This window comes from Pseudarthrobacter sp. SORGH_AS 212, assembly GCF_030818145.1.
Taxonomy (GTDB): domain Bacteria; phylum Actinomycetota; class Actinomycetes; order Actinomycetales; family Micrococcaceae; genus Arthrobacter.
On the sequence record NZ_JAUTAA010000001.1, the window covers coordinates 3,859,320 to 3,883,011 of the forward strand.

Here is a 23,692-nt window from a genome sequence, read left to right on the forward strand (position 1 = left end):
TCACGAAAGGGCAGGAGCCGCGGGATTTCCGCACTCCTGCCCTTTTTAGTGGTGCCTCCGGCGGATCTACGTGGTGGCGAGCCCCTGCACCGGTGACAGCCGGGACGCCCGCCTGGCGGGAAGGACCGATGCCAGCAGCCCGGCGGCGATTGCCACGGCCAGCACCCCCGCCAGCTGCAGCCACGGAACCACCGGCGTGACCGCGGCCAGGCTGCCGAGCGCCGAACGGGCGCCCAGCCATCCGTACACAGTTCCCAGGGCTGAGCCGAGCAGCGCCGCGACGGCGGCAACCAGGACGGCTTCCAGCGCGAGCATTCCGCGCAACTGGCCACGGGTCAGGCCCAGCGCCCGCAGCAGGGAGTTCTCACGCGTCCGCTCCAGCACGGACAGGGACAGGGTGTTGGCCACGCCGATCAGCGCGATCAGCACCGCGACCCCCAAGAGGCCTGTGACCACCAGGAGCAGCACGTCGATGACCTCGTTGAAGGTGACACGCTCGATGGCCGCACCGCTGACCGCCCCGCTGGCCACCCCGGTTGCCGTGGCAACGGCGGACTGGATGTCCTTGATGCGGTCCCCGGACAGCTGCCCGCCGCCGGGGGCGTCTGCAAGGCGCACCCACACGGTGCTGCCCGCCGTGGCATCGCCCAGCAGGCCGGACTGCTGCGCGGTCTCCGCGGAGACGAGCGCCGGAATGTTGCGGGTCCGCAGGACCTCTGCCTCCAGGGTGGCCGTACCGGATGCGCCGTTGACGTCGACGCGCCCCGCTCGGGCGCCCTCGGGCAGGTAGATCTTCCCGGGCTCCAGGACGAGTGTGGTGTCGCGGAGCAGCCGTCCGGCCTCCGCTGCGCCGACCGCGTAGACGGGGTTTTCCGCGCCCTGCTGCTCGAAACGCCCCGCCGCGGGCAGCAGCGCGGCAGCCGCAACGCCATCGATCCGCGCCACGGCGTCTTGCTGGGCCGCGGTCAGGTGCTCAGCGGTGACGGCCATGTCCACCGGGTAGGTCTCGGCGAGGGCGTCATCGAATGCCTGGCGTGCGGTGGCCGCCCCGGTCATCATCAGGGCCACCAGCGTGACCCCGATGAGCAGGGCGGCAGCCGTCACTGATGTCCTCCCAGGGTTGCGGACGGCGTTGAGCGCAGCCAGTTTGCCGGGGACGCCGGCGGGAGCGGCCAGCCGTCCCGCCAGGCCTACCAGCCGGGGCACGAACAGCGTGGCGCAGAGCAACACCCCGATGAAGGACAGCACGCCGCCGGCGAACGCCACTACCAGCATCACGCTGGCCGCGCCGAAGGCGAGCAGCGGAACTCCCAGGGCGAGGGCGGCAAGGCCCATGACCAGCCGTACCCGGCCGCGCCGGTTCCCGATGCCGGCATCGTCGGCGGGGCGCAGGGCAGCGAGCGGCGCTACGGCGGTCGCCGCCCTGGCAGGGACCATGGCGGCGGCCACGGTCAGGACCGTACCCACGGCGAGGCCCGCCACGATGGACGACGGCGGCACCGCCATGGTGGCAAAGGCCATGTCCGGCTGCGTCCCGGCCCAGCCAATCAGGGCTGCCATCAGGCCGACGGCGGCGAGCACCCCCGCCACGGAAGACACCAGGCCCACCACGAGGGCTTCGGCCAGGACGGAATTGCGCACCTGCGCCCGGGCGGCGCCCAGGCACCGGAGCAGCGCGAGTTCCCGGGTGCGCTGGGCCACCAGCACTGCGAATGTGTTGGAAACCACCAGGGCGGAAACCAGCAGGGCGATTCCGGCGAAAGCCAGCAGGACCACCGTCAGTTCGTCCTGGCCGCCGGTCATCAGGGCCACCTGGGCCGTGACCTGCTCGTCCGCGGTCTTGACCTGCGCGGGGGTTCCGGTGCCGGCAATCGCTGCCAGGGCGCCCGCCCTGGCCGCGGCAACGTCGGTGCCCGGCGCCAGCGCAAGCTGGATGCTGGCATAGCCGTCCGCAGCGCCCGGGCCGGCACCGGGGGCCTGGCCGTCCGCCGCCAGCGCACTGACCGCAGGAGTTCCGGCCAGCAGTTGCGGGAGGGCGGAGGCGAAAGGATCATGGCTGGCGCGGAGGATCCCGGTGACGGTCATCGACGTGGTGGTGGCGCCGTCCGGAGCCCTGAGCTCCAGGGCGTCGCCGACATGCAGCCCGTAGCGCCCGGCAGTGTCGCTGTCCACGGCGACGCCGTCGGCACGCACCGGCAGGGCGCCATCGGTAACGGCTGCTGTTTCCAGGGCATCGGGCGCCAGGTTGCGGGCCTGCGCGAACACTTCCTGGCCGCCTGCCGTGAATTCCGCATACGCCTGAAGGCGACCGTAGGCTTCGCTGACGCCAGGTACCCCTCGGGCCGCTGCCAGGGCCGCACCGTTGAAAGTACCCCTGTCCGGTGTGGCGATGAGTTCCGCCCTGCTGTACGCCTCGCCAAGGCTGGCGCCCAGCGACGCCCTGGTGCTGGCACCCACCATCAGTGTGGTGGACAGGAATGCCACCGACAGCATGACGGCCAGGCCGACGGCTATAAACCGCCGGCTGTGGGACTGGAATTGCGAGAGGGCGACGCGCAGCACGCTCAGCCTCCCAGCTTGCCGAGGGCGGCAAGGACGGATGCGGCGGTGGGTTTGGCGATCTCGCCCACCAGGTTGCCGTCACTCATCAGGACCACCCGGTCGGCGTAGCTGGCTGCCACGGGATCGTGCGTGACCATGATGATGGTCTGGCCCATTTCGCGGCTGCTCCGGCGCAGCAGTGACAGGACTTCGCCGCCGGCTGTCGAATCAAGGTTACCGGTGGGTTCGTCCCCGAAGACCACGTCGGGCCGGGTCAGCAGGGCCCGGGCCACGGCAACCCGCTGCTGCTGGCCGCCGGAGAGTTCATGCGGCCGGTGCCGGAGCCTGTCCTTGAGGCCCAGTGTGGACACCACGGTGTCGAACCAGGCGGTGTCCGTGGCTTTGTTGGCCAGCGCCAGCGGGAGGGTGATGTTCTGTTCGGCCGTCAGGGTCGGCACCAGGTTGAACGCCTGGAAGACAAACCCGATCCGGTCGCGGCGCAGTGCGGTGAGCTGCTTGTCGTTCAGGGCCGTGATGTCCGTCCCGCCCACCAGGATCTGCCCGGAGTCCGCGGTGTCCAGGCCGGCGAGGCAGTGCATCAGGGTCGACTTGCCCGAGCCGGACGGTCCCATGATTGCCGTGAAGCGGCCGGCGTCGAAGGTGACGCTGACCTCGCGCAGGGCACTGACGCGGGTGGCGCCGCGGCCGTAGTTCTTGGTGAGGGACAGTGCCTGGACAGCGGGGGAGGAAGTGGCGTTATCCCTGTTCAAACCAGGGTGGTCATGCACGGAAGTTGTCATGTTTCCACGCTATGGGCCGGCACCCGGCCGGGGGATCGGCCGGCGGTCTGGTCCTGCCGGGGCCCGGCTCATACCGTGGTCTGAGCCCGCGCCCATACGCTGTCAGCCTCCGGGGGTGACCACTCCGGTCTCGTACGCGATCACCACGGCCTGGACCCGGTCGCGGGCTCCAAGCTTGGCCAGGATGTGCCCCACATGGGTTTTGACCGTGGCCTCGGACACAAACAGGCCGGCCGCGATCTCGGGATTGGACTGTCCCTGCGCAATGAGCTGGAACACCTCGCGCTCGCGGGCGGTGAGCCGCTGGACGGCCGCATGGTGTTCCGGCCGTTCGCTGCCTTGGGTGCGCAGCAGCGGGGCAACATGGTCCAGGAGCCGCCGGGTGGTGGACGGGGCGATGACGGCGTCTCCGCGGTGGACGGTCCGGATGGCCTCCAGCAGTTCTTCGGGAGGAGCGTCCTTGAGCAGGAACCCGCTGGCGCCGGCCTGGATGGCGGCCAGCGCGTACTCGTCCAGGTCGAAGGTTGTCAGCACCACCACCCGGAGCTCTGCCCTGGCCGAGCCGGCCGGGGCGGCAAGCGCGCTTTCCATCAGCCGGCGGGTGGCTTCAATTCCGTCCATGCCCGGCATCCGGACGTCCATCAGGACGACGTCGGCCGCCACCGCGCCGAGCGCCTGCAGCGCCTCAAGGCCATTGCCCGCTTCGACCACTACGTCGAGGTCGGGCTGGGAGTTGATCAGCATGCCAAATCCCGACCTGACCAGCTGCTGGTCATCGACCAGGGCAACCCTGATCCTGTCCGCAGGCGCGTGTTCTTCCAGGAGTGTCATTGCTCATGCCTCTGTGTACGGGAGGAAAGCCGAGACCAGGAAGCCCCCGCCCGCGGCCGGTCCGGCCGCCAACGAACCATCGTAGAGGTTGATTCGCTCCCGCATTCCGCGCAGGCCGTTGCCGCCGTATTCCGCAGCGTCGCCGGCGTGGTCCGCGGAGGCGCCCCGGCCGTCGTCGTACACCTCTATCTGCAGGCCCCGCTGCTGCCAACGGATGGCGGCACTGGCGGTGGCCCGGGGCCCTGCGTGCTTAAGGACGTTGGTGAGCGCCTCCTGGAGCACCCGGTAGGCGGTGAGTTCGGCACCGGGCGGAAGAACCCGGCGCGGGGAGCCTTGCTGTTCAAAGGCCAGGGGAAGGCCTGCCGCCCGGAAGCCGAGGAACAGCTCGTCCACGTCTGACAACCCGGGCAGCGGACGGGTGGCGGCCTCATCGCCGTGCCGCAGCACGCCCAGCAGGCGCCGCATTTCCGCCAGTGAGGTCCGGGCTGTGGCGGCGACAGTGGCCAAAGTCTCGGTGGCAACCGAAGGGTTGGCCGCGGCGGCATACCTGGCGCCGTCAGACTGGGTGATGATCACCGAGAGGGAATGGGCCACAATGTCGTGCATTTCCCGGGCGATGTGGGCGCGTTCATCGGCGGCGGCGAGTGACCGTTCCTGCTGTTGTTCGATCTCGAGCCTGCGGGCACGGTCTGACAGGGTCTGGAGCTGCTGGCGCCGCACCCGGGTCAGGTCGCCCAGGGTCCAGCTGAACAGGACCAGCATCCAGATCAGCACCGTATACACCGCGCTGATGGTCAGGCCAAGGACTCCGGTTTCGGCGGTGCTGCTGAGGTTGCGGCTGGTCAGGAGCACCCCGCCGAGCAGGCCCAGGCCAAGCACGGAGCGGCTGGCCCAGACGGGACCGTAGGCGGCAACGGCGTAGATGATCAGCGGAACGGCCACCAGGCCCGCCAGCGGCTCAAGCCCGGCGGCCCACAGCGCAAGGCAAGCGAGCACGATGGCTGCTGCGGCGCGGACCGGGCTGGTCCGCCGCCAGGCCAGCGGAACCACCAGTGCGCTGGACAGGACGAAGTGGCCTGGCCTGTCGGCGAGGAGATAGACCGGGCCGCAGAAAACCAGGACCGCAAACATGAGCGCCAGGTCCACCCGGAAGGTGTTGACCCGGAGCCACTGATAGAGCTTGTGCCGTCGTTCCACCCGGGAACTCTATGCTGTTGGGGCCTGACGACGCCTCATACCGGAGGCTGATCTCGCTTCCGGAGGGTCCGCCCGGGAGGCACAAGGCACGGTCGTGTCTGAATACTGAGACATGTTGACCAGCATATGGATGTTTTGGCTACCCTGAAAATATGAGCGCATCCTCCATTGACCTTGCAGTAATTCCCGGCGACGGCATCGGCCCTGAAGTCATTGCCGAGGCAGTCAAAGTGCTGGAAAAGGCTGTGGCCGCGGAGGGAGTGGAGCTCAAGCAGACGCACTACAAGCTTGGTGCCGAGCACTGGCTGGCCACCGGCGAGACCTTGCCGGACGAGGTCCTCGCGGACCTGCGGACCCGCGATGCCATCCTGTTCGGCGCTGTCGGGGCAGCCCCCGGTGACACCCGCATCCCGTCCGGCATCATCGAGCGCGAGATGCTCCTGAAACTGCGGTTCAGCCTCGACCACTACGTCAACCTGCGCCCGTCACGGCTGTACGGCACAGTCGGCAGTCCCCTCGCTAACCCGGGCACCATTGATTTCATCGTGGTCCGCGAAGGAACCGAAGGACCCTACGTGGGCAACGGCGGCAGCCTGCGCGCCGGCACCCCGCACGAAGTGGCCACCGAGGTGTCCCTGAACACCGCCCACGGCGTGGAGCGCGTGGTCCGCGATGCCTTCCGCCGCGCCAGCGCCCGCGAACGCAAGCACGTCACCCTGGTCCACAAGCACAACGTCCTGGTTTTCGCCGGGCACCTCTGGAAGCGCACTGTCGAGGCCGTGGCCCAGGAGTTCCCGGAGGTCACCCACGACTACCTGCACGTGGACGCCGCCACCATTTTCATGGTTACCGATCCGTCCCGCTTCGACGTCATCGTCACCGACAACCTTTTCGGTGACATCCTCACGGACCTGGCTGCCGCCATCACCGGCGGCATCGGACTGGCCGCCAGCGGGAACATCAACATGGACCGCACGGCGCCCTCCATGTTCGAACCCGTCCACGGTTCCGCGCCGGATATCGCCGGCCAGGGCAAGGCCGATCCGACGGCGGCCATCCTCTCCGCCGCGCTCCTGCTGGACCACCTTGGCTACGCCGAAGCGGCCCGGAAGATCGAAGCCGCGGTAGTGGCCGACGTCGAAAAGCGCGACGGCACCGCCCGCAGCACCACCGCCGTCGGCGACGCCATCGCCGCCGGACTCTGACCCGCGCCGGAGCCACCGGCATCGGGCGTAAGCTTGTCTCGAATTACCAAATGCCGCCACCTCCGTTCAGCGCTGAACCCCCGGCGGCCGATCGTGGAGGAACCATGACCCAGACTGCCCATGGCGTCGAATTCAGCCTGCAGCCTTCGGCGAACCCGAAGACCGCAGAACAGCGTGAAGCCATCCTGGCGAACCCGGGATTCGGCAACTACTTCACCGACCACACCGCCGTCGTCGACTACAGCGTGGACGCGGACGGTAACGGCGGGTGGCACGACCCCCGGGTCGAAGCCTACGGACCCATCGTCCTGGATCCTTCTGCCGCCGTCTTCCACTACGGCCAGGAGATCTTCGAAGGGCTGAAGGCCTACCGCCACGCCGACGGTTCCGTCTGGACGTTCCGTCCGGAGGCCAACGCGGCCCGGCTGAACAAGTCCGCACGCCGGCTTGCCCTGCCCGAACTGCCCGCGGAGTACTTCCTCGGCGCCATCCGCGAGCTTGTGGCCGCGGACAAGGACTGGGTTCCCAATGGTGACGGCGAAGCCCTATACCTGCGGCCGTTCATGATCGCCACCGAGGCGTTCCTCGGCGTCCGCGCCGCACGCGAGGTCTCCTTCCGGGTTATCGCTTCGCCTGCCGGCAACTACTTTGGCGGCGAGCTCAAGCCGGTCTCCATCTGGATCTCACGCGAATACGCCCGTGCCGGGCGCGGCGGAACGGGCGACGCGAAGTGCGGCGGCAACTACGCTGCTTCCCTGATCGCCCAGCAGGAAGCGGAAGCCAACGGCTGCAAGCAGGTCCTCTTCCTTGACCACTTCAACGACGACGCCGTGGAAGAACTCGGCGGCATGAATGTCTTCTTCGTCATGAAGGACGGCTCCCTGGTCACGCCAGCCCTGACCGGCACCATCCTGGAAGGCGTCACCCGGATGTCCGTCATCCAGGTGGCCAAGGACATGGGCCGGGACGTCACCGAGCGCAAGATCACCCTCGATGAATGGCGCGACGGCGTAGCCTCCGGTGAGATCACAGAGGTCTTTGCCTGCGGTACCGCGGCCGTCATCACGCCCATCGGGGTCCTCAAGGACGCCACGGAATTCATCGGCTCGGAGGACGCCAAGGCCGGCGAAACCACCATGGCCATCCGCGAGAAGCTGCTGGGCATCCAGACCGGCACCGTTCCGGACACCCACGGCTGGCTGACCCGCCTAGCCTGAGCGGGCTGACGGGTTGGAAACGCTCGACGGCGCCTGCCGGACTTCGGTCCATGCAGGCGCCGTTTGCGCTTAAGCCCGGTGCCGGTCTTTGGCTTGTCCGCGTATCAGAACCGCCGAGGCCGGGTTTCGCGAAAAGGGCTTCGGAACGCTGCTCGCGCGGGTCGGAGCAGGGCGTACGACGGCGGTCAGCGCCGGGCTGCCTTGCGCGCAGCGTTCTTCTGGGCTTTGCGGGAGACGGGCTTCAGGGCCTTTCTGGCGGCCTCTTCAGCCAGTGCGTGGTGGCGCCGGGCGTCGATGATGTCGTTGAACAGCGACGAGGCAAAGACGCCGCCGTCCTGGGCATACACCTCGTAGGGGTAGCCCTCAAAGGCCGCGGGGATGGCTCCGGCGGTGAACGGATCCCTGCCCGTGGCCCTGGCGGCTGCGTCACCCAGCGCCCAGGTACGGGTCAGGTGCCGGGTGAGGTTTTCACTGGCGAAAGCTGCGGCGTCACCTGACACAGCGGCACTCTTCAGCAGTTCCTCAAGTTCGCCGGCCAGGATCCCGGCCGCCTGTGCGTCTGCTGCATCCGACGTGGTGAGTTCTGCGCCGGCGGTTTCCACTGCTTCGCTCCAGTCGGCCGTCCCGCGGAATGTCTTCCAGGTGGGAAACCAGACCACGGAACCTGCCGCATGGTTGTGGAGGTGCAGGAGCCCGGTGCTCTTCTCAGTGGCGGAGTGGTCGTGGCCGTCCGCTTCCGCGTTGGCGATGAGTTCTGCAAGGGTGGGTGCGCTGGTCATGAATGTATCCGGCTTCCTGGTGAGGGGTGGGGCGTCATGTGTGGTCAACCCGCAGGGGTGTTCGATCTATTCCGGCCCCTGATCCGGCGGGCCCGGTCCATGGGTGCGAGGATGGGGCAGTGACTCCCGATCCAGCCGCCACCCTGCAGCGCAGTTCCGACCTGACCCGGTTCATCCTTGCTCCCAATCCCGGGCCGATGAGCCTGGACGGGACCAACTCCTATGTCCTTGCCGCTCCCGGCAGCCCCGGCGCGGTGGTGGTGGACCCCGGACCGGACGATGAAGCCCACCTTCTGGCGCTGGCGCGCGCGGGCGCCGTCGAACTGGTCCTCATTACCCACCGGCACGCCGACCATACGGCCGGTTCGGCGCGGCTGCACGAACTGACCGGCGCGCCCGTCCGCGCCGCCGATCCCGCACACTGCCATGGTGGGGGAGCGCCGTTGCTGGACGGCGAGGTGGTCCGCGCCGCGGGGCTCGATCTGACCGTTTTGGCAACTCCGGGCCACACCTCCGATTCGGTGTGCTTCCACTTGCCCGGCGATGGGCCGGACGGGTCCGTCCTGACGGGGGATACCATCCTGGGCAGGGGAACCACCATGCTTGACTATCCCGACGGGACGCTGGGGGACTACCTGGCCACCCTGGACCGGCTTGAGGCCATGGGGCCGGCAACGGTCCTGCCGGCCCACGGACCTGTCCTGCCCGCCCTGGCAGAGGTTGTCCGTGGTTACCGTACGCACCGCCATGAACGCCTGGCCCAGATCCGCGAAGCCCTGGACCGGCTGGGCCGCGACGCGTCCGTCGGCGACGTGGCGGACGCCGTCTATTCCGACGTCGGACCTTCCGTCAGGCGCGCGGCCGAGATGTCCGTGGCCGCGCAGCTGCACTACCTGCGGGAGGAGTCCGGCAATGCGGGGGCCCACCGGGGAAACGGTAGGGTATGAACCATGCGTATTGCGAGGTTTGTCGTTGATTCCGATCCCCTGTACGGCGTAGTTGAAGGTGACGCCGGCAGTGAGGAGATTACTGTCATCCAGGGTGACCCGTTCTTCAACGGCGTGGAGCGCACGTCGGTCCGCCACAAGCTGGAGGACGTCCGGCTGCTGGCCCCGATTATCCCGCGCAGCAAGGTGATCGGCGTCGGCCGTAACTTCGTGGAGCACGCCCATGAGCTCGGCAACGACGTGCCTGCCCAGCCGCTGCTGTTCCTGAAGCCGAATACGGCCGTCGTCGGCCCGAACGATCCCGTCGTACTGCCGGAGTTCTCCGATGAGATCTCCTTCGAGGCAGAGCTGTGCGTCGTCATCGGCCGGATCTGCAAGGACGTCCCGGAGGACCGCGTCGACGACGTCATCTTCGGTTACACCTGCGGCAACGACCTCACGGCCCGCGACGTCCAGAAGACCGACCTGCAGTGGACCCGTGCCAAGGGGTTCGATACCTCCGCGCCGCTTGGCCCGTGGATCGAAACGGAGCTGGACACCGAGGACCTGCAGATCCAGGGCAGGCTCAACGGCGAAATGCGGCAGGACGGCAACACCAACCAGATGATCCGCGGCGTCCGGGAACTGGTGTCCATCGTCTCCCAGGCGTTCACCCTGCTGCCCGGTGACGTGATCATGACCGGCACTCCTGCCGGCGTCGGACTGGTCACCGCCGGTGACCGGTATGAAGTGGAAATTGAAGGCATCGGCCGGCTGTCCAACCCGATCGTCCGCCGCTAAGGGACAGGCCGCGATGGCGGCAGGCGCCAGACGGTAAAGTTGAAGCCACTATGACTATCGCTTCTTCGTCGCCTGCCGCCTCCATCCCGCCTGTTACCGCGGAAACACCCGTCCGGGTCCGTTTCTGCCCCTCACCCACCGGCACTCCGCACGTGGGCCTGATCCGTACCGCCCTGTTCAACTGGGCTTACGCACGGCACACCAAGGGCACCCTGGTGTTCCGCATCGAGGACACGGATGCGGCGCGGGACAGCGAGGAGAGCTACCACCAGCTGCTGGATGCGCTGAAGTGGCTCGGCATCGACTGGGACGAGGGCGTCGAGGTGGGCGGCCCGCACGAACCCTACCGGCAGTCGCAGCGCAGTGACATCTACCAGGACGTCATCAAGCGGCTGCATGAGGGCGGCTTCATCTACGAGTCGTACTCCACACCGGACGAGATTGAGGCCCGCCACCGTGCCGCCGGCCGTGACCCCAAGCTCGGCTACGACGGGTACGACCGGCACCTGACGGAGGAGCAGCTGGCCCAGTACAGGGCAGAGGGCCGCCAGGCCGTCCTCCGCCTCCGGATGCCCGACGAGGACCTCACCTTCACCGACCTGGTCCGCGGCGAGATTACCTTCCGCGCCGGTTCGGTTCCCGACTTCGCAGTGGTGCGGGCCAACGGCCACCCGCTGTACACCCTGGTCAACCCGGTGGACGACGCGCTGATGGGCATCACCCACGTGCTCCGCGGCGAAGACCTGCTTAGCTCCACCCCGCGGCAGATTGCCCTCTACCGCGCGCTGCACGCAGTGGGTGTTGCTGAGTACATGCCCGAATTCGGCCATCTGCCCTATGTCATGGGCCAGGGCAACAAGAAGCTGTCCAAGCGCGATCCCGAGTCCAGCCTCTTCCTGCACCGCGAGCGGGGCTTCATCCCGGAGGGCCTGCTGAACTACCTGTCCCTGCTGGGCTGGTCCCTCAGCGCCGACGAGGACATCTTCACCGTGGAGCAGCTGGTGGAGAACTTCGACATTCACGATGTCCTGGCCAACCCCGCGCGCTTCGACCTGAAGAAGGCCGAAGCCATCAACGGCACGCATGTGCGGATGCTTGCCCCGGAGGATTTCCGGAACCGGGTGGCGCACTACCTGCGTGAAGCCGGACTGGTGGGGGAGATCCTGACCGACCGTGAAGAACAGATCGTCACCGAAGCCGCACCCCTGATACAGGAGCGCATCACCCTGCTGGGCGAGGCGCCGGAAATGATCGCCTTCCTGTTCAAGGCCGATGACGCCATTGACGTTGCCGACGACGCGCGCAAGGGCCTGCCGGAAAACCTGGCCGAAGTCCTTGACGCAGCGATCGGCGCCCTTGAGCCCATCGCGGACTGGACTCCGGAGACCATCCAGGCAGCCCTCAAGCAGGCCCTCGTCGAAGACCTTGGACTGAAGCCGCGCCTGGCCTTCGGACCGGTCCGCACCGCCGTGTCCGGCCGCCGCATCTCGCCGCCGCTGTTCGAGTCGATGGTGATCCTGGGCAAGGATGCCTCACTCCGCAGGCTTCAGGCTTTCCGCGGCTGATGGCTGTGGCCAGTTCCGCTGCCGGCGGCATCCTGGAGGCCCAGGCGGGTACCGTCCGGGGCGTCCTGTTCGATATCGACGACACCCTCGTGGATCTCGAATACTCCATGACCACTGCATTGCGGGAGGTCAGCGAGCATCTCCTGCCCGGCCTCGACCAGTCCGGGTGGGAGCGGTTCGGCCGCATCTTCACCCACGAGACCACGCACTATTACGACCAGTACCTTGCGGGGGAGCTGACGTTCAACGAGCAGCGCCTCCTGCGCGGCCGGGCTGCGCTGGGACACTTCGGCATCGAACTGGCCGACGGCGAGGAATCGCACCAGTGGCTGACCGCCTACATCCAGAAGCAGCCGTCCTACGTAAAGCCGTTCCCGGACGTCCTGCCGCTGCTCGATGTCCTGGACCGGGCAGGGATCCCGTACGGGGCCGTCAGTAACAACGTCCATGACTACCAGCGGGCGAAACTGGACGGCGCAGGCCTGGAACGGGTGGCGCACCTCGTGGGCACCGACACCCTGGGGGTGGCCAAGCCCAACCCGGCGATCTACCTCGAAGGTGTCCGGCTCCTGGGTACGGCAGCCTCCGAAACCCTTTACGTGGGCGACAACAGGTTGCTCGATGCGGAGGGCTCGACGGCGGCCGGGCTGCAGGGCGTATGGCTGAACCGGAACGCGGAAACCGCGGCGCATTTCTCTGGTGCCGCGGTGTCCACGCTGGCGGAATTGCTCCCGCTCTTCCACTAGGAGTATTGCCGGGTCAGTGCGGCCGGTCCGCGCCTGCGCTGTCGCTGAGCGCAGCTGCCCCGAGTCGAGCCAGCCGCCACCCGCAGTGAGCTGGGCTGCCCCCGAGCAGGGCCTGAGGCCGCCCTCGGCAAGCTTGTTGAGGGTGCCCGCACCGGTGTCCAACTGTCCTGCGGCAGCAGCGAGGCGGCCGGTTCCTGCCGCCAATTGCCCGGCGCCGTCAGCAAAGTTGTCCCGGACCGCGGAGTAGATCTCACCGGCCCCGGATTGGAGGGCCCCAGCGCCACTGTTCAGTGTCTATGTCCCGTCCTCCAATTCGGCTGAGCCGTCCCTGACCTGGACAGCGCCCGTGGGATTTTCCGGGGCAGCTTCGGGCGCGGCGGAAGGTCTGGCTGCCTCGATTTGTGCGAGCCGAAAGTCTCGGGTAGAGTATTTTCTCGTGCTGAGGCGCACGGAGCAAGGCTAAGGCCTTGAAGGCCGGGCCCGAAAGTTCCATTGGGATATGGTGTAATTGGCAACACTACGGTTTCTGGTACCGTCATTCTAGGTTCGAGTCCTGGTATCCCAGCTCTGGTTTGGAGATGTTCTAGGTCTTCACGCCAGGCAGTTTCAACCGGTTCGCCGATTTGAAACTAAAGCAAAGTGTATGAAACAATCACTGAGCTTGAACGGCGGAAACGCCAAAAAAGTTACTTGGCCCCATCGTATAGCGGCCTAGTACGCTGCCCTCTCACGGCGGTAACGCGGGTTCGAATCCCGCTGGGGTCACCAAAGAAATGGTCCCGGGCAATATGCCCGGGACCATTCTGTTTTTCCGGCCATATTCAATTCTTCCTTCGCTCTCAGCTGGCATGATGTTGCTGTGACCTCACCGAACGAGAAACGCCACACGGACCGGCAGGAGCAGCAAAACACGGCAGCCGTGACCCTGCTTGACCAGGTCCGCGGCACCCTGGCGGACGTGGCACTGCCCCTGGCCCTGCCTGGGGCCGAGCAGGGGCGGCGTGACGCCGCCGCCGGTGTGGCCCAGCTCGACGACTACATCCTTCCCCGCTACCGCAGCCTCGACGCCCCGCTGCTTGCCGTCGTCGGCGGGTCGACCGGTGCCGGGAAGTCGACCCTGGTTAATGCCCTGGCCGGCCATCCTGTCACCCGCTCGGGTGCCATCCGCCCGACCACCCGCCAGCCGATCCTCCTTCACCATCCTGCCGAAGCCGCCTGGTTCGAGGGCAGCCGGGTCCTGCCGGGCCTGGGCCGGATCCGAGGTGCGCTGTCTGCCGGACCTGCCCCTGCGGCCCAAACGGTGACGGGACCCGACGCTGCTGCCGTCACCTCGCTGGTCCTGCTCGCCGATGACGCCGTTCCGGCGGGCATTGCGCTCCTTGACGCCCCCGACGTCGATTCCATCTCCGATGACAACCGGAAGCTGGCCGGCCAGCTGCTCGCAGCCGCGGACCTGTGGATCTTCGTCACCACCGCCAACAGGTACGCCGACGCCGTCCCCTGGCGGCTGCTCCTGGATGCGGCGGCGAGGGACATCATGGTGGCGGTGGTCCTGGACAGGGTGCCGGCGGGCGCGGAGGAAGAAGTCAGCGAGGACCTGCGGCGACTCCTCGACGGCGAGGGCCTGGCCGGTGCCCAGCTCTTTGTCATCCCTGAGTCCACGCTGGATCCGTTGGGCATGCTGCCCGCCGGCGCTGTCCTCCCGCTGCGGAACTGGCTCACCGGCCTCGCCGCTGACGCCGCAGGCCGGGCCGGCGTCGCGCGCCGCACCCTGAACGGTGCGGTCCGGGCACTGGCCGGCCGGGTTGCAGCGATCTCCGCATCCGCTGCAGAGCAGCAGCGCGCTGCAGCTGCGCTTGAGGCCGGCGTTGATGCCGCCTACCGGGACGCGGGCAGCCGGATCCTCGACGCCACGCGCGACGGCGCCCTCCTCCGCGGGGAAGTGCTGGCCCGCTGGCAGGACTTTGTGGGCACCGGTGAGTTCTTCCGGACACTCGAGCAGAACGTGGGCCGCTTCCGCGACCGGTTGGGGGCCTTCTTCCGGGGTGAACCACCGCCGGCCATCAAGGTCGAAGCGGCCATCGAAACGGGCCTGCAGGCCGTCATTGTCGATGAGGCAGCAAACGCCGCAGAGGAAACCGACCACCGTTGGCGGTCCGACCCCGCCGGCCGGCAACTGTTGGGAACGGACGACCTCTCGGGGACCGGTCCCGGTTTCGCGGACCGGGCGGCCCAGGAGATCCGAGCCTGGCAGGAGGCGCTGATGGAACTTATCCGCACGGAGGGCCAGGGAAAGCGGACCCAGGCCCGGTGGCTCTCCTTCGGCATCAACGGGCTGGGTGCTGCACTGATGATCGTTGTTTTCTCTATGACAGCGGGCCTGACAGGGCTGGAGGTCGGCGTAGCAGGCGGAACCGCAGTCGTGGGCCAGCGCCTGCTCGAGGCCGTGTTCGGTGAAGACGCTGTGCGCCGGATGGCTGAAAAGGCACGGACGGACCTGGCTGCCCGCTGCCAGCGGCTCCTCGAGGAGGAACAGCAAAGGTTCCTGGTCCGGCTCCCGGCGGCAGACACGATGGCGGCCGGTGTACTGGACAGCCAAGCCGATGCATTGGCCCGCCTGGCGGGCGCCGCGTGAGCCGGCACAGCGGCGCCCGGGAATCATCGCGGCTGGACCGGCGCCTGGAAGCCCTGAATGACGCGAGACAGCTGGCCGGTGGTGTCCTTCCGGACGCGCAGCTGGAGGAGGTTTTCCAGGTCCTGGAGCGCGCCGGATCCCGCCGCTCCCTGTCCGCGGAGCACACCGTGGTGGGGTTCTTCGGTGCTACCGGAAGCGGAAAGTCCTCGCTGTTCAACGCCGTGAGCGGCGGTAACATCGCGACGACGGCGGCGCGCCGCCCCACCACGTCGGAGCCGCTGGCGGGGGTATGGGGAGTGGACGGCAGTGAACCGCTCCTGGACTGGCTTGATGTCCGCAACAGGCATCACGCAGGTCCTGTGGAAGGTTTTGCGGGCGAAGACACCGGCCTGATCCTGCTGGACCTGCCGGATTTCGACTCCACCCGCGCGGCCAACCGTGAAGTGGTGCAGCGCATGGTGGGACTGGTGGATGTCCTCGTCTGGGTGCTCGACCCGCAAAAGTACGCGGATGCAGCGGTCCACCAGGATTTCCTCGCCCCGCTGGCCTCGCACGGCGCCGTCACCCTGGTGGTCCTCAACCAGGTGGACAGGCTTCCGGCCCACGACGTGCCGCCGGTCCTGGAATCCCTTCGCGGGATCCTTGCTGCCGAGGGGCTGGGGAAAGTAAAGGTCCTTGCCGCCTCCGCGCTGACCGGCCAGGGCGTGGACGGCGTGCGTGCTGCGATCAGGAGCGTGGTGGTGCAGCGAAAGGCCCGCTCGCAGCGGCTGGAGGCCGACGTCGCGAAAGCTTCCAGGGAACTGCGGGAGGCATCCGGAGACGGCGAAGCCGCCGGCGTCCGGCACCAAACGACGGCCAGGCTGGGCGCGGAACTGGCGGCGGCAGCCAACGTGCCGGTGGTTGTCACTGCTGTGGCCCGTTCCTACCGCCTGGAATCAGTCCGTCGGACGGGCTGGCCCGCGACCCGATGGCTTTCGCGGTTCCGGCCCGACCCCTTGCGCAGGCTCAACCTCCGCAGGGACGCTCCGGCGGAACTCAACCGCACTTCGCTTCCGCCCGCCAGTGCCCCCCAGCGGGCGCGCACCGACTCAGCCGTCAGGGAGTTCGCCGACGCCGCCAGCGCCGGCGCGCCCGGTCCCTGGCGGGCCGCCATCCGAAGCGCAGCCCGCGAGGGCCGGGAGCGGCTTCCGGATGCCCTGGACCAGGCCATCGCCGGAACCGACCTCGGGGCCAACAGGAAATCCTGGTGGTGGGGCGTCTTCAATGTGGTCCAGTGGCTGGCGCTGCTGACCGTCCTCGGTGGCCTCGGCTGGCTGGGCGGCCTCGCGGCACTGCAGTACTTCCAGATGCCGGCGCCGGAGCCGCCACGGGTGGAAGGGTGGCCGGTGCCCACCCTGATGGCCGCCGTCGGCGTGGTGCTGGGGATTGTGCTGGCCCTGGCCGGCCGCTTTATCGCCGCAGGAGCCGCCGCGGCACGGGCATCGGGGGCACGGAAACGGCTGGAGGCGGCTGTGGGCGGTGTTGCGCGGAATCTTGTAGTGGAGCCCGTTGAGGTAGAAGTCAGCAGGCTTGCGGCGTTTAACGCGGCACTGAAGGTGGCGGCGGGCTAGGGGAGGGGCTCATCCCTAGGTGCCGGCGGCTTCCAGTCCGGCAGCAGCGTCCCGCACCTTGATCATGGTGCGCAGGTTGCGGGTAGTGGTCGCCACCTTAAATCTGGCCTTGGACGAAATCTTGCTGAATGGGCTGTCCAGGGTTCCGCCGGCCGGCGCGAGCCAGGCGAGGGCTTCCGGGCCAAGCCGGTGTTGCTTGTGTCCGCCCCCGAGGGCCCGGCCCGCAGCGTCCAGGTCGTCCAGGACTGCGTGGTCGGAGGACAGCGTGATGTACGAATGCGTGGACTTGTCGTCCTCCGGATACGGGCACGCCGCCACCAGATCAACCACCCTGCCGGCCGGCAGGACCACCACCCAGGCCTCGTAGCCGAACGCGGCGCGCAAGGCCTTCTCGCACTCCCGTTTCACGCCGGCGGCGTCCAGTCCGCTGGCAAGGACCACGTTGCCACTGGCCAGCAGTGTCTTGGCGTCCGCGAAGCCGCTGCTCTTCAGCGCATCCCGAAGGTCCGCCATTTTGATGTTGATGCCGCCCACGTTGATGCCGCGGAGAAATACTGCGTAGCTGCCCATGGGCCACAGCCTAACCGCCGGAGGGCGGGTTGGGTGCGGGCTTGGCCCGACGGCGGTCAGTCGTTGTTCTTGCGCAGCGCTTCGGTGAGGATGCGGCCGGCGTTGCAGACCACTTCAGCGTGCAACCTCCCGGGTTGGCGGGTAAGCCGCTCGATGGGGCCGGAGATCGATACGGCGGCAATGACGCGGCCGGACGGTCCGCGCACCGGCGCCGAGACCGAGGCGACCCCCGGCTCGCGTTCACCAAGGCTCTGGCCCCAGCCCCGCCGTCGTACTCCTGCGAGGACGGTGGGCGTGAAGCGCGCCGACTGCAGGCCCTCAAGCAGGCGGTCGTGGTCTTCCCAGGCAAGCAGGACCTGGGCGGCGGAGCCGGCCTTCATGGACAACTGGGTACCGACAGGAATGGTGTCGCGCAGGCCGATGGGGCGCTCGGCCGATGCCACGCAGACCCGCCAGTCGCCCTGGCGGCGGAAGATCTGTGCGCTCTCGCCCGTGGCGTCCCGAAGCTGCATCAGGACGGGGCCGGCAGAAGCGATGAGGCGGTCCTCGCCGGCGGCCGATGCCAGTTCAACCAGCCGGCTGCCGAGCACGAACCTGCCCTGGATGTCACGGCTTACCAGCCGGTGGTGGACCAGCGCGAGGGCGAGGCGGTGGACAGTGGGACGGGCCAGTCCGGTGGCCGCTACGAGCTGTGCCAGCGTGGTGGGGCCGGCCTCGAGCGCGTCAAGCACCTGTGCTGCTTTATCAATGACGCCGACTCCACTAGAATTGTCCATGTAATGATATTGCCGTCTCATTATCTGAGATGCAAATCTTTCGGCTGGCGCAGTGCGGAGCCGTCCTGCTTCAGTTGAAGCATTCAGCCAAACAGCAGTGAAGGGAGATGGCCATGGCAAAGACATTGGCCGAGAAAGTCTGGGACGCGCACGTGGTGCGCAAAGGCGACGGCGTAGGTGCCAACGCCCAGCCCGACCTTCTCTTCATCGACCTTCACCTGGTGCACGAGGTCACGTCCCCGCAGGCCTTCGAGGGCCTGCGCCTGGCAGGCCGCCCGCTGCGCCGCCCGGACCTGACCATCGCCACGGAGGACCACAACACTCCCACGCTGGACATCGACAAGCCTATCGCCGACCTCACCAGCCGGACCCAGATCCAGACGCTGCGCAACAATTGCGCGGAGTTCGGTGTCCGCCTGCACAGCCTCGGTGACGCCGAACAGGGCATCGTCCACGTGGTGGGTCCGCAGCTGGGCCTCACCCAGCCCGGCATGACGGTGGTCTGCGGCGACTCGCACACCTCCACGCACGGCGCTTTCGGAGCGCTGGCCATGGGCATCGGCACCTCCGAGGTGGAGCACGTCATGGCCACCCAGACCCTGTCCCTGAAGCCGTTCAAGACCATGGCCATCAACGTTGAGGGCACCCTGCGCCCCGGCGTCACGGCCAAAGACATCATCCTGGCGGTCATCGCCAAGATCGGTACCGGCGGAGGCCAGGGCTACGTCCTGGAATACCGTGGATCCGCCATCCGCGCCCTGTCCATGGATGCCCGCATGACCATTTGCAACATGTCCATCGAGGCCGGCGCCCGCGCCGGCATGGTGGCGCCGGACGAAACCACCTACGCCTACATGCAGGGCCGCCCGCACGCCCCCGAAGGGGCGGACTGGGATGCCGCCGTCGAGTACTGGAACACGCTGAAGACCGACGACGACGCCACCTTCGATGTCGAGGTGGACCTCGACGCCGACACGCTGGAGCCGTTCGTCACCTGGGGCACCAACCCCGGCCAGGGCGTGTCCCTGTCCCAGGCTGTTCCGTTCCCCGGGGACTTCGGCGACGAAAACGCCAAGGCCGCCGCGGAACGCGCCCTGCAGTACATGGGGCTGGAAGCCGGCACGCCAATGAAGGACATCCGGGTGGACACCGTGTTCCTCGGTTCCTGCACCAACTCCCGCATCGAGGACCTCCGGGCCGCCGCGGACATCATCCGCGGCCGCGAAAAGGATCCGAAGGTCCGCATGCTCGTGGTGCCGGGCTCTGCACGCGTCCGCCTCGAAGCGGAGGCTGAGGGCCTTGACCGGGTCTTCAAGGACTTCGGCGCCGAATGGCGCTTCGCCGGCTGCTCCATGTGCCTGGGCATGAACCCGGACCAGCTGGAACCGGGGGAGCGGTGCGCCTCCACCTCGAACCGCAACTTCGAGGGCCGCCAGGGCAAGGGCGGCCGCACCCATTTGGTATCCCCGGTGGTGGCAGCGGCCACGGCCGTCCGCGGCACGCTCAGCTCGCCGTCGGACCTTGATCCTGCCCCCGAATCCGCCGCCATCCGCACCGACGCAGCCTAGGACGCAACCATGGAAAAGTTCACCAAGCACACCGGCATCGGCGTTCCGCTGCGCCAGAGCAACGTCGACACGGACCAGATCATCCCCGCGGTGTACCTCAAGCGCATCACCCGCACCGGCTTCGAGGACGCCCTGTTCTCGGCCTGGCGCAAGGACTCCTCCTTCATCCTGAACCAGGAGCCGTTCAACGCCGGCTCCGTCCTGGTGGCCGGGCCCGACTTCGGCACCGGGTCCTCCCGCGAGCATGCCGTGTGGGCACTGAAGGACTACGGCTTCAAGGCAGTGCTCTCCTCCCGGTTCGCTGACATCTTCCGCGGCAACTCGGGCAAGCAGGGACTGCTGGCCGCCCAGGTGGCCCAGGACGACATCGAGCTGATCTGGAAGGAACTGGAAAACGCGCCGGGAACCCAGGTGACAGTGGACCTGGAGTCGAAGACCGTGGTGTGCGGCAACATTGTGGCCCCCTTCGAAATTGACGACTACACCCGCTGGCGCCTGCTCGAAGGCCTGGACGACATCGGGCTCACGCTGCAGCATGAGGCGGATATCACCGCCTACGAGGCAACCCGCCCCTCTTTCAAGCCCAAGACCCTGCCTGCCAAGGTTTCCTAGCGCCAGCGCTCTGCTCCTTGGCCCTGCGCGGGGCGACATACTTCGCCGCCACGCCTCGGCCAAGGAGCGTGCGTATTTCGGTTCGGTAACGCGACCTCCTATGCTTGGGTGGAGCCTTTGCAAGGATTTGGGGGCGAGTAATCGTGAGGAAACCGGTATATGAGTAGTGTTCTGACAATCCGCGGCGGAGTCCCGCTTACGGGCCGCGTCACCGTCCGGGGGGCCAAGAACCTTGTCCCCAAGGCGATGGTGGCGGCGTTGCTGGGCAACGAACCGTCGGTGTTGCGGAACGTTCCGGAGATCAAGGACGTGGAGGTTGTCACCTCGCTCCTGCAGCTCCATGGCGTGACGGTGGAGAAGGACCCGGTCAACGGGGACCTGACCCTCGATCCGAAGGCAGCGAAGACGGCGTCCAGCACGGCCATTGATGCCCACGCCGGGGACTCCAGGATCCCCATCCTGCTGTGCGGTCCCTTGATCCACGCCATTGGCGAAGCATTCATCCCCGACCTTGGCGGCTGCAAGATCGGCGACCGCCCCATCGACTACCACCTGGACGTGCTCCGCCAGTTCGGCGCCGTGGTGGAAAAGCGCCCGGGCGGGATCCATATTTCTGCCCCCAAGGGCCTGCACGGTGCCAAGATCTCCTTGCCCTACCCGTCCGTGGGCGCCACCGAGCAGGTACTGCTGAGCGCCACCCGCGCCGAGGGCATCACCGAACTGAGCGGTGCCGCCACGGAGCCGGAGATCATCGACCTCATCGCCGTGCTGCAGAAGATGGGCGCCATCATCAGCGTCCAGACCGACCGCACCATCCGCATCGAGGGCGTCCGCGACCTCGGCGGCTACAACCACCGGGCCCTCTCCGACCGCAATGAGTCGGCGTCCTGGGCCTCCGCTGCCCTGGTCACGCGCGGCGACATCTTCGTCGAGGGCGCTTCCCAGCGCGACATGATGACCTTCCTGAACACCTACCGCAAGGTGGGCGGCGGCATGGACATCGGTGAGGACGGCATCCGTTTCTACCACCCCGGCGGGAAGCTGAACCCCCTGGTGCTCGAAACCGACGTGCACCCCGGGTTCATGACCGACTGGCAGCAGCCGCTGGTGGTGGCGCTGACCCAGGCCGAGGGCGTCTCGATCGTCCACGAAACCGTCTATGAGAACCGCTTCGGCTTCACCGACGCGCTCATCCGGATGGGCGCCAGCATCCAGGTCCACCGGGAGTGCCTTGGCAGCGTTCCGTGCCGGTTCGGGCAGCGCAACTTCCTGCACTCGGCGGTCATCTCCGGGCCCACCCAACTCAAGGGCACCGATATTGACGTGCCGGACCTGCGCGGCGGGTTCAGCCACCTCATCGCCGCACTGGCCGCCACCGGCGTCTCGCGGGTGACGGGCATCGACATCATCAACCGCGGCTACGAGCGCTTCACCGAGAAGCTGGCCGGGCTGGGTGCCGATTTCGACATCACTGCCGCGAAGTAGCGGGCTGCCGTGAAGGAATCTGCCAAGAGCAGGGCCACATTCGTGTTCATCGCCGGCATTGCCCGGCCGCTGTTGAACCTGATGATGGGCAAAAAATGGGAAGGCATTGAAAAGCTTCCCGCCGGCGGATTCATCGCCGCACCCAACCACTGCACTGAGATCGATCCGCTGGTGGTGGGGCACATGCTGTACAACCAGAAGCGCGCCCCGCATTTCCTCGCCAAGGCGGGCCTGTTCAAGGTTCCCGCACTCGGCTGGCTCCTGCACGCCACCAAGCAGGTCCCGGTGGAACGTTCGACGGCGGGCGCGAACCGGTCGCTGCAGGTGGCCCAGGAAATCGTGGCGGAGGGCGGCGCCATCATCATCTACCCCGAAGGCACCCTCACCCGTGACCCGGACCTGTGGCCGATGAAAGGCCACACGGGAGCAGCACGGCTCGCACTCGAAGGCGGCATCCCGGTGGTCCCGATCGCCCACTGGGGAGCCCACGAAGTTTTTCCGCGCTATGGGAAGAGGTTCCACATCTTTCCCCGCAAGACATCCAGGGTTGTCATCGGTGATCCGGTGGACCTCAGCGCGTTTGCCGGCCGGCCGATGGACAAGGCCACGCTGGCCGAAGCCACCGAAGCCATCATGGATGCCATCACCGGCCTCCTCGCCGGCCTGAGGGGTGAGGAACCGCCCGCCGAGCGCTGGGATCCGGCACGGAAGCAGCAGTCCAAGCACGGGCGTTTCATGGAGCGCGGCGGGCAGCATCCCGGCAACGGGCCGGACGCGCCGTGACCCTGAACCTGGCGGGTTCAGCCCGCTCCGTCGCCGTCCTGGGCGCCGGTTCCTGGGGAACAACCTTCGCAAAGATCCTGGCCGACGCCGCCGCGGCGGCGGGTACCCCGCGTGGGATCAGGCTGTGGGGCCGCCGCGGGGAAGTGGTTGAGCAGATCAACAACAGCCACCGCAACCACCAGTACCTTAAGGACGTGCCGCTGCCGGCCAGCATCACGGCGTCCACCGACGTCGCGGACGTGCTCCACGGGGCTGACCTCGTGGTCCTTGCCGTCCCCGCCCAGTCGTTGCGTCCGCAACTGCGGGAGTGGCGCCACCTGATCGACCCCGAGGCTGTGGTGGTCTCGCTCATGAAGGGCCTCGAGCTCGGCACCGACGCGCGCATGAGCCAGGTCATCAGCGAGGAGCTCGGCCTCGATACCGGCAGGATCGCCGTCGTCTCCGGTCCCAACCTGGCCATGGAAATTGCGCGCGAGGAGCCCACCGCCTCGGTGGTCGCCTGCGCCGATTCCGCCGTCGCCGGCTGGCTGGCGCGCAGCTGCACCGCGCCGTATTTCCGTCCCTACACCACGTCTGACGTGGTGGGCGTGGAGATCGGCGGGATCGTCAAGAACGTCATTGCTCTGGCAGTCGGTATCTGCGAGGGCAAAGAGATGGGGGACAACACCAAGGCCTCCGTCATCACCCGCGGCCTGGCTGAAACATCCCGCCTCGCCCTTGCCCTCGGCGGTGAAGCCAAAACCATGGCCGGGCTTGCCGGCCTGGGCGACCTCGTGGCCACCTGCTCATCGCCGCTGTCCCGTAACCACACCGCGGGAAGGCTGCTGGGCCAGGGCCTCACGCTGGAGGAGGTGGGCCAGAAGATGACGCAGACGGCCGAAGGCATCAAATCCGGCCAGGCCGTGCATGAACTGGCGGGCAAGCTGGGTGTGGAGATGCCCATCACCGCCGCCGTTGTGGCGGTGCTGGCCGGCAAGCTGTCCGTTGACCAACTGGGACCTGTCCTGCTGTCCCGCGAACTCAAACCTGAAGGTGATGACTGACG

20 protein-coding genes and 2 tRNA genes are annotated in these 23,692 nt (G+C 67.7%); 15 read left to right on the forward strand and 7 right to left on the reverse strand.

The features are described from left to right. Positions 1-66 precede the first annotated feature (66 nt). The 4 genes from QE394_RS17685 to QE394_RS17700 all read right to left on the reverse strand — a co-directional run bounded on the left by QE394_RS17685 (position 67) and on the right by QE394_RS17700 (position 5,369). Complete coding sequence (locus tag QE394_RS17685; RefSeq protein ID WP_349035164.1) at positions 67-2,562, reverse strand: ABC transporter permease; 2,496 nt, start codon at positions 2,560-2,562, stop codon at positions 67-69. 2 nt (positions 2,563-2,564) lie between these two features. Then, the gene (locus QE394_RS17690) at positions 2,565-3,341 is read right to left on the reverse strand and encodes an ABC transporter ATP-binding protein (RefSeq protein WP_349035165.1); all 777 of its coding nucleotides are present in this window, start codon (positions 3,339-3,341) and stop codon (positions 2,565-2,567) included. Between the two features lie 102 nt (positions 3,342-3,443). Continuing rightward, positions 3,444-4,172 (reverse strand): response regulator transcription factor, encoded by a 729-nt coding sequence (locus QE394_RS17695; RefSeq protein WP_056085283.1) that lies wholly within the window; start codon positions 4,170-4,172, stop codon positions 3,444-3,446. 3 nt (positions 4,173-4,175) lie between these two features. Continuing rightward, the gene (locus tag QE394_RS17700) at positions 4,176-5,369 is read right to left on the reverse strand and encodes a histidine kinase (RefSeq protein WP_349035166.1); all 1,194 of its coding nucleotides are present in this window, start codon (positions 5,367-5,369) and stop codon (positions 4,176-4,178) included. 152 nt (positions 5,370-5,521) lie between these two features. Between QE394_RS17700 and QE394_RS17705 the strand changes: the two genes are divergently transcribed. Together QE394_RS17705 and QE394_RS17710 are read left to right on the forward strand one after the other, a co-directional pair. Continuing rightward, entirely contained in the window at positions 5,522-6,574 is a 1,053-nt protein-coding gene (locus tag QE394_RS17705) for a 3-isopropylmalate dehydrogenase (protein WP_015937447.1), read from the forward strand. A gap of 104 nt (positions 6,575-6,678) precedes the next feature. Continuing rightward, entirely contained in the window at positions 6,679-7,791 is a 1,113-nt protein-coding gene (locus QE394_RS17710) for a branched-chain amino acid aminotransferase (protein ID WP_056085287.1), read from the forward strand. Between the two features lie 185 nt (positions 7,792-7,976). Here the strand turns inward: QE394_RS17710 and QE394_RS17715 are convergent, their stop codons facing one another. After that, on the reverse strand, positions 7,977-8,570 hold the full coding sequence (locus tag QE394_RS17715) for a hypothetical protein (RefSeq protein ID WP_056085289.1): 594 nt from the start codon (positions 8,568-8,570) through the stop codon (positions 7,977-7,979). A 119-nt stretch (positions 8,571-8,689) separates the two neighbouring features. Here QE394_RS17715 and QE394_RS17720 point away from each other — a divergent pair, with 119 nt between their 5' ends. From QE394_RS17720 to QE394_RS17755, 8 genes are all read left to right on the forward strand, one after another. Then, the gene (locus tag QE394_RS17720) at positions 8,690-9,517 is read left to right on the forward strand and encodes an MBL fold metallo-hydrolase (RefSeq protein ID WP_056085291.1); all 828 of its coding nucleotides are present in this window, start codon (positions 8,690-8,692) and stop codon (positions 9,515-9,517) included. Positions 9,518-9,520: 3 nt separating this feature from the next. Further along, on the forward strand, positions 9,521-10,297 hold the full coding sequence (locus QE394_RS17725; protein ID WP_056085293.1) for a fumarylacetoacetate hydrolase family protein: 777 nt from the start codon (positions 9,521-9,523) through the stop codon (positions 10,295-10,297). 50 nt (positions 10,298-10,347) lie between these two features. After that, positions 10,348-11,862, forward strand: coding sequence for a glutamate--tRNA ligase (gene gltX / locus QE394_RS17730; protein WP_268157198.1), 1,515 nt, complete (start codon positions 10,348-10,350; stop codon positions 11,860-11,862). Continuing rightward, positions 11,862-12,608 carry an HAD family hydrolase gene (locus QE394_RS17735; protein ID WP_056085297.1) on the forward strand — a complete coding sequence of 249 codons (747 nt, stop codon included), beginning with the start codon at positions 11,862-11,864 and terminating at the stop codon, positions 12,606-12,608. The genes gltX and QE394_RS17735 overlap by 1 nt, the downstream gene beginning before the upstream one ends. Before the next feature lie 493 nt (positions 12,609-13,101). Continuing rightward, a tRNA-Gln gene (locus QE394_RS17740) sits at positions 13,102-13,173 on the forward strand. A gap of 127 nt (positions 13,174-13,300) precedes the next feature. Then, a tRNA-Glu gene (locus QE394_RS17745) sits at positions 13,301-13,376 on the forward strand. 151 nt (positions 13,377-13,527) lie between these two features. Beyond that, complete coding sequence (locus QE394_RS17750) at positions 13,528-15,243, forward strand: dynamin family protein (protein WP_349035429.1); 1,716 nt, start codon at positions 13,528-13,530, stop codon at positions 15,241-15,243. Further along, a complete protein-coding gene (locus QE394_RS17755; protein WP_349035167.1) occupies positions 15,240-16,853 on the forward strand; it encodes a GTPase in 1,614 nt (537 codons plus the stop codon). The genes QE394_RS17750 and QE394_RS17755 overlap by 4 nt, the downstream gene beginning before the upstream one ends. 15 nt (positions 16,854-16,868) lie before the next feature. Here the strand turns inward: QE394_RS17755 and QE394_RS17760 are convergent, their stop codons facing one another. Next, positions 16,869-17,423: a DUF1697 domain-containing protein gene (locus tag QE394_RS17760; protein WP_349035168.1), complete on the reverse strand. Its 555-nt coding sequence runs from the start codon at positions 17,421-17,423 to the stop codon at positions 16,869-16,871. 56 nt (positions 17,424-17,479) lie between these two features. Beyond that, positions 17,480-18,199, reverse strand: a complete 720-nt coding sequence (locus tag QE394_RS17765; protein ID WP_009356552.1) for an IclR family transcriptional regulator — start codon at positions 18,197-18,199, stop codon at positions 17,480-17,482. Positions 18,200-18,312: 113 nt separating this feature from the next. On the opposite strand from QE394_RS17765, the gene leuC reads away from it, so the two are divergent. The 5 genes from leuC to QE394_RS17790 all read left to right on the forward strand — a co-directional run bounded on the left by leuC (position 18,313) and on the right by QE394_RS17790 (position 23,690). Continuing rightward, positions 18,313-19,767 carry a 3-isopropylmalate dehydratase large subunit gene (gene leuC, locus QE394_RS17770; protein WP_261619574.1) on the forward strand — a complete coding sequence of 485 codons (1,455 nt, stop codon included), beginning with the start codon at positions 18,313-18,315 and terminating at the stop codon, positions 19,765-19,767. A 9-nt stretch (positions 19,768-19,776) separates the two neighbouring features. After that, positions 19,777-20,379 carry a 3-isopropylmalate dehydratase small subunit gene (gene leuD / locus QE394_RS17775; protein ID WP_056085303.1) on the forward strand — a complete coding sequence of 201 codons (603 nt, stop codon included), beginning with the start codon at positions 19,777-19,779 and terminating at the stop codon, positions 20,377-20,379. A gap of 159 nt (positions 20,380-20,538) precedes the next feature. Further along, complete coding sequence (gene murA / locus QE394_RS17780; RefSeq protein ID WP_056085304.1) at positions 20,539-21,864, forward strand: UDP-N-acetylglucosamine 1-carboxyvinyltransferase; 1,326 nt, start codon at positions 20,539-20,541, stop codon at positions 21,862-21,864. A gap of 9 nt (positions 21,865-21,873) precedes the next feature. Further along, positions 21,874-22,647: a lysophospholipid acyltransferase family protein gene (locus tag QE394_RS17785; RefSeq protein ID WP_056085307.1), complete on the forward strand. Its 774-nt coding sequence runs from the start codon at positions 21,874-21,876 to the stop codon at positions 22,645-22,647. Continuing rightward, a complete protein-coding gene (locus QE394_RS17790; RefSeq protein ID WP_056085308.1) occupies positions 22,644-23,690 on the forward strand; it encodes an NAD(P)H-dependent glycerol-3-phosphate dehydrogenase in 1,047 nt (348 codons plus the stop codon). Before QE394_RS17785 ends, QE394_RS17790 begins: the two co-directional genes overlap by 4 nt. Positions 23,691-23,692: the final 2 nt, after the last annotated feature.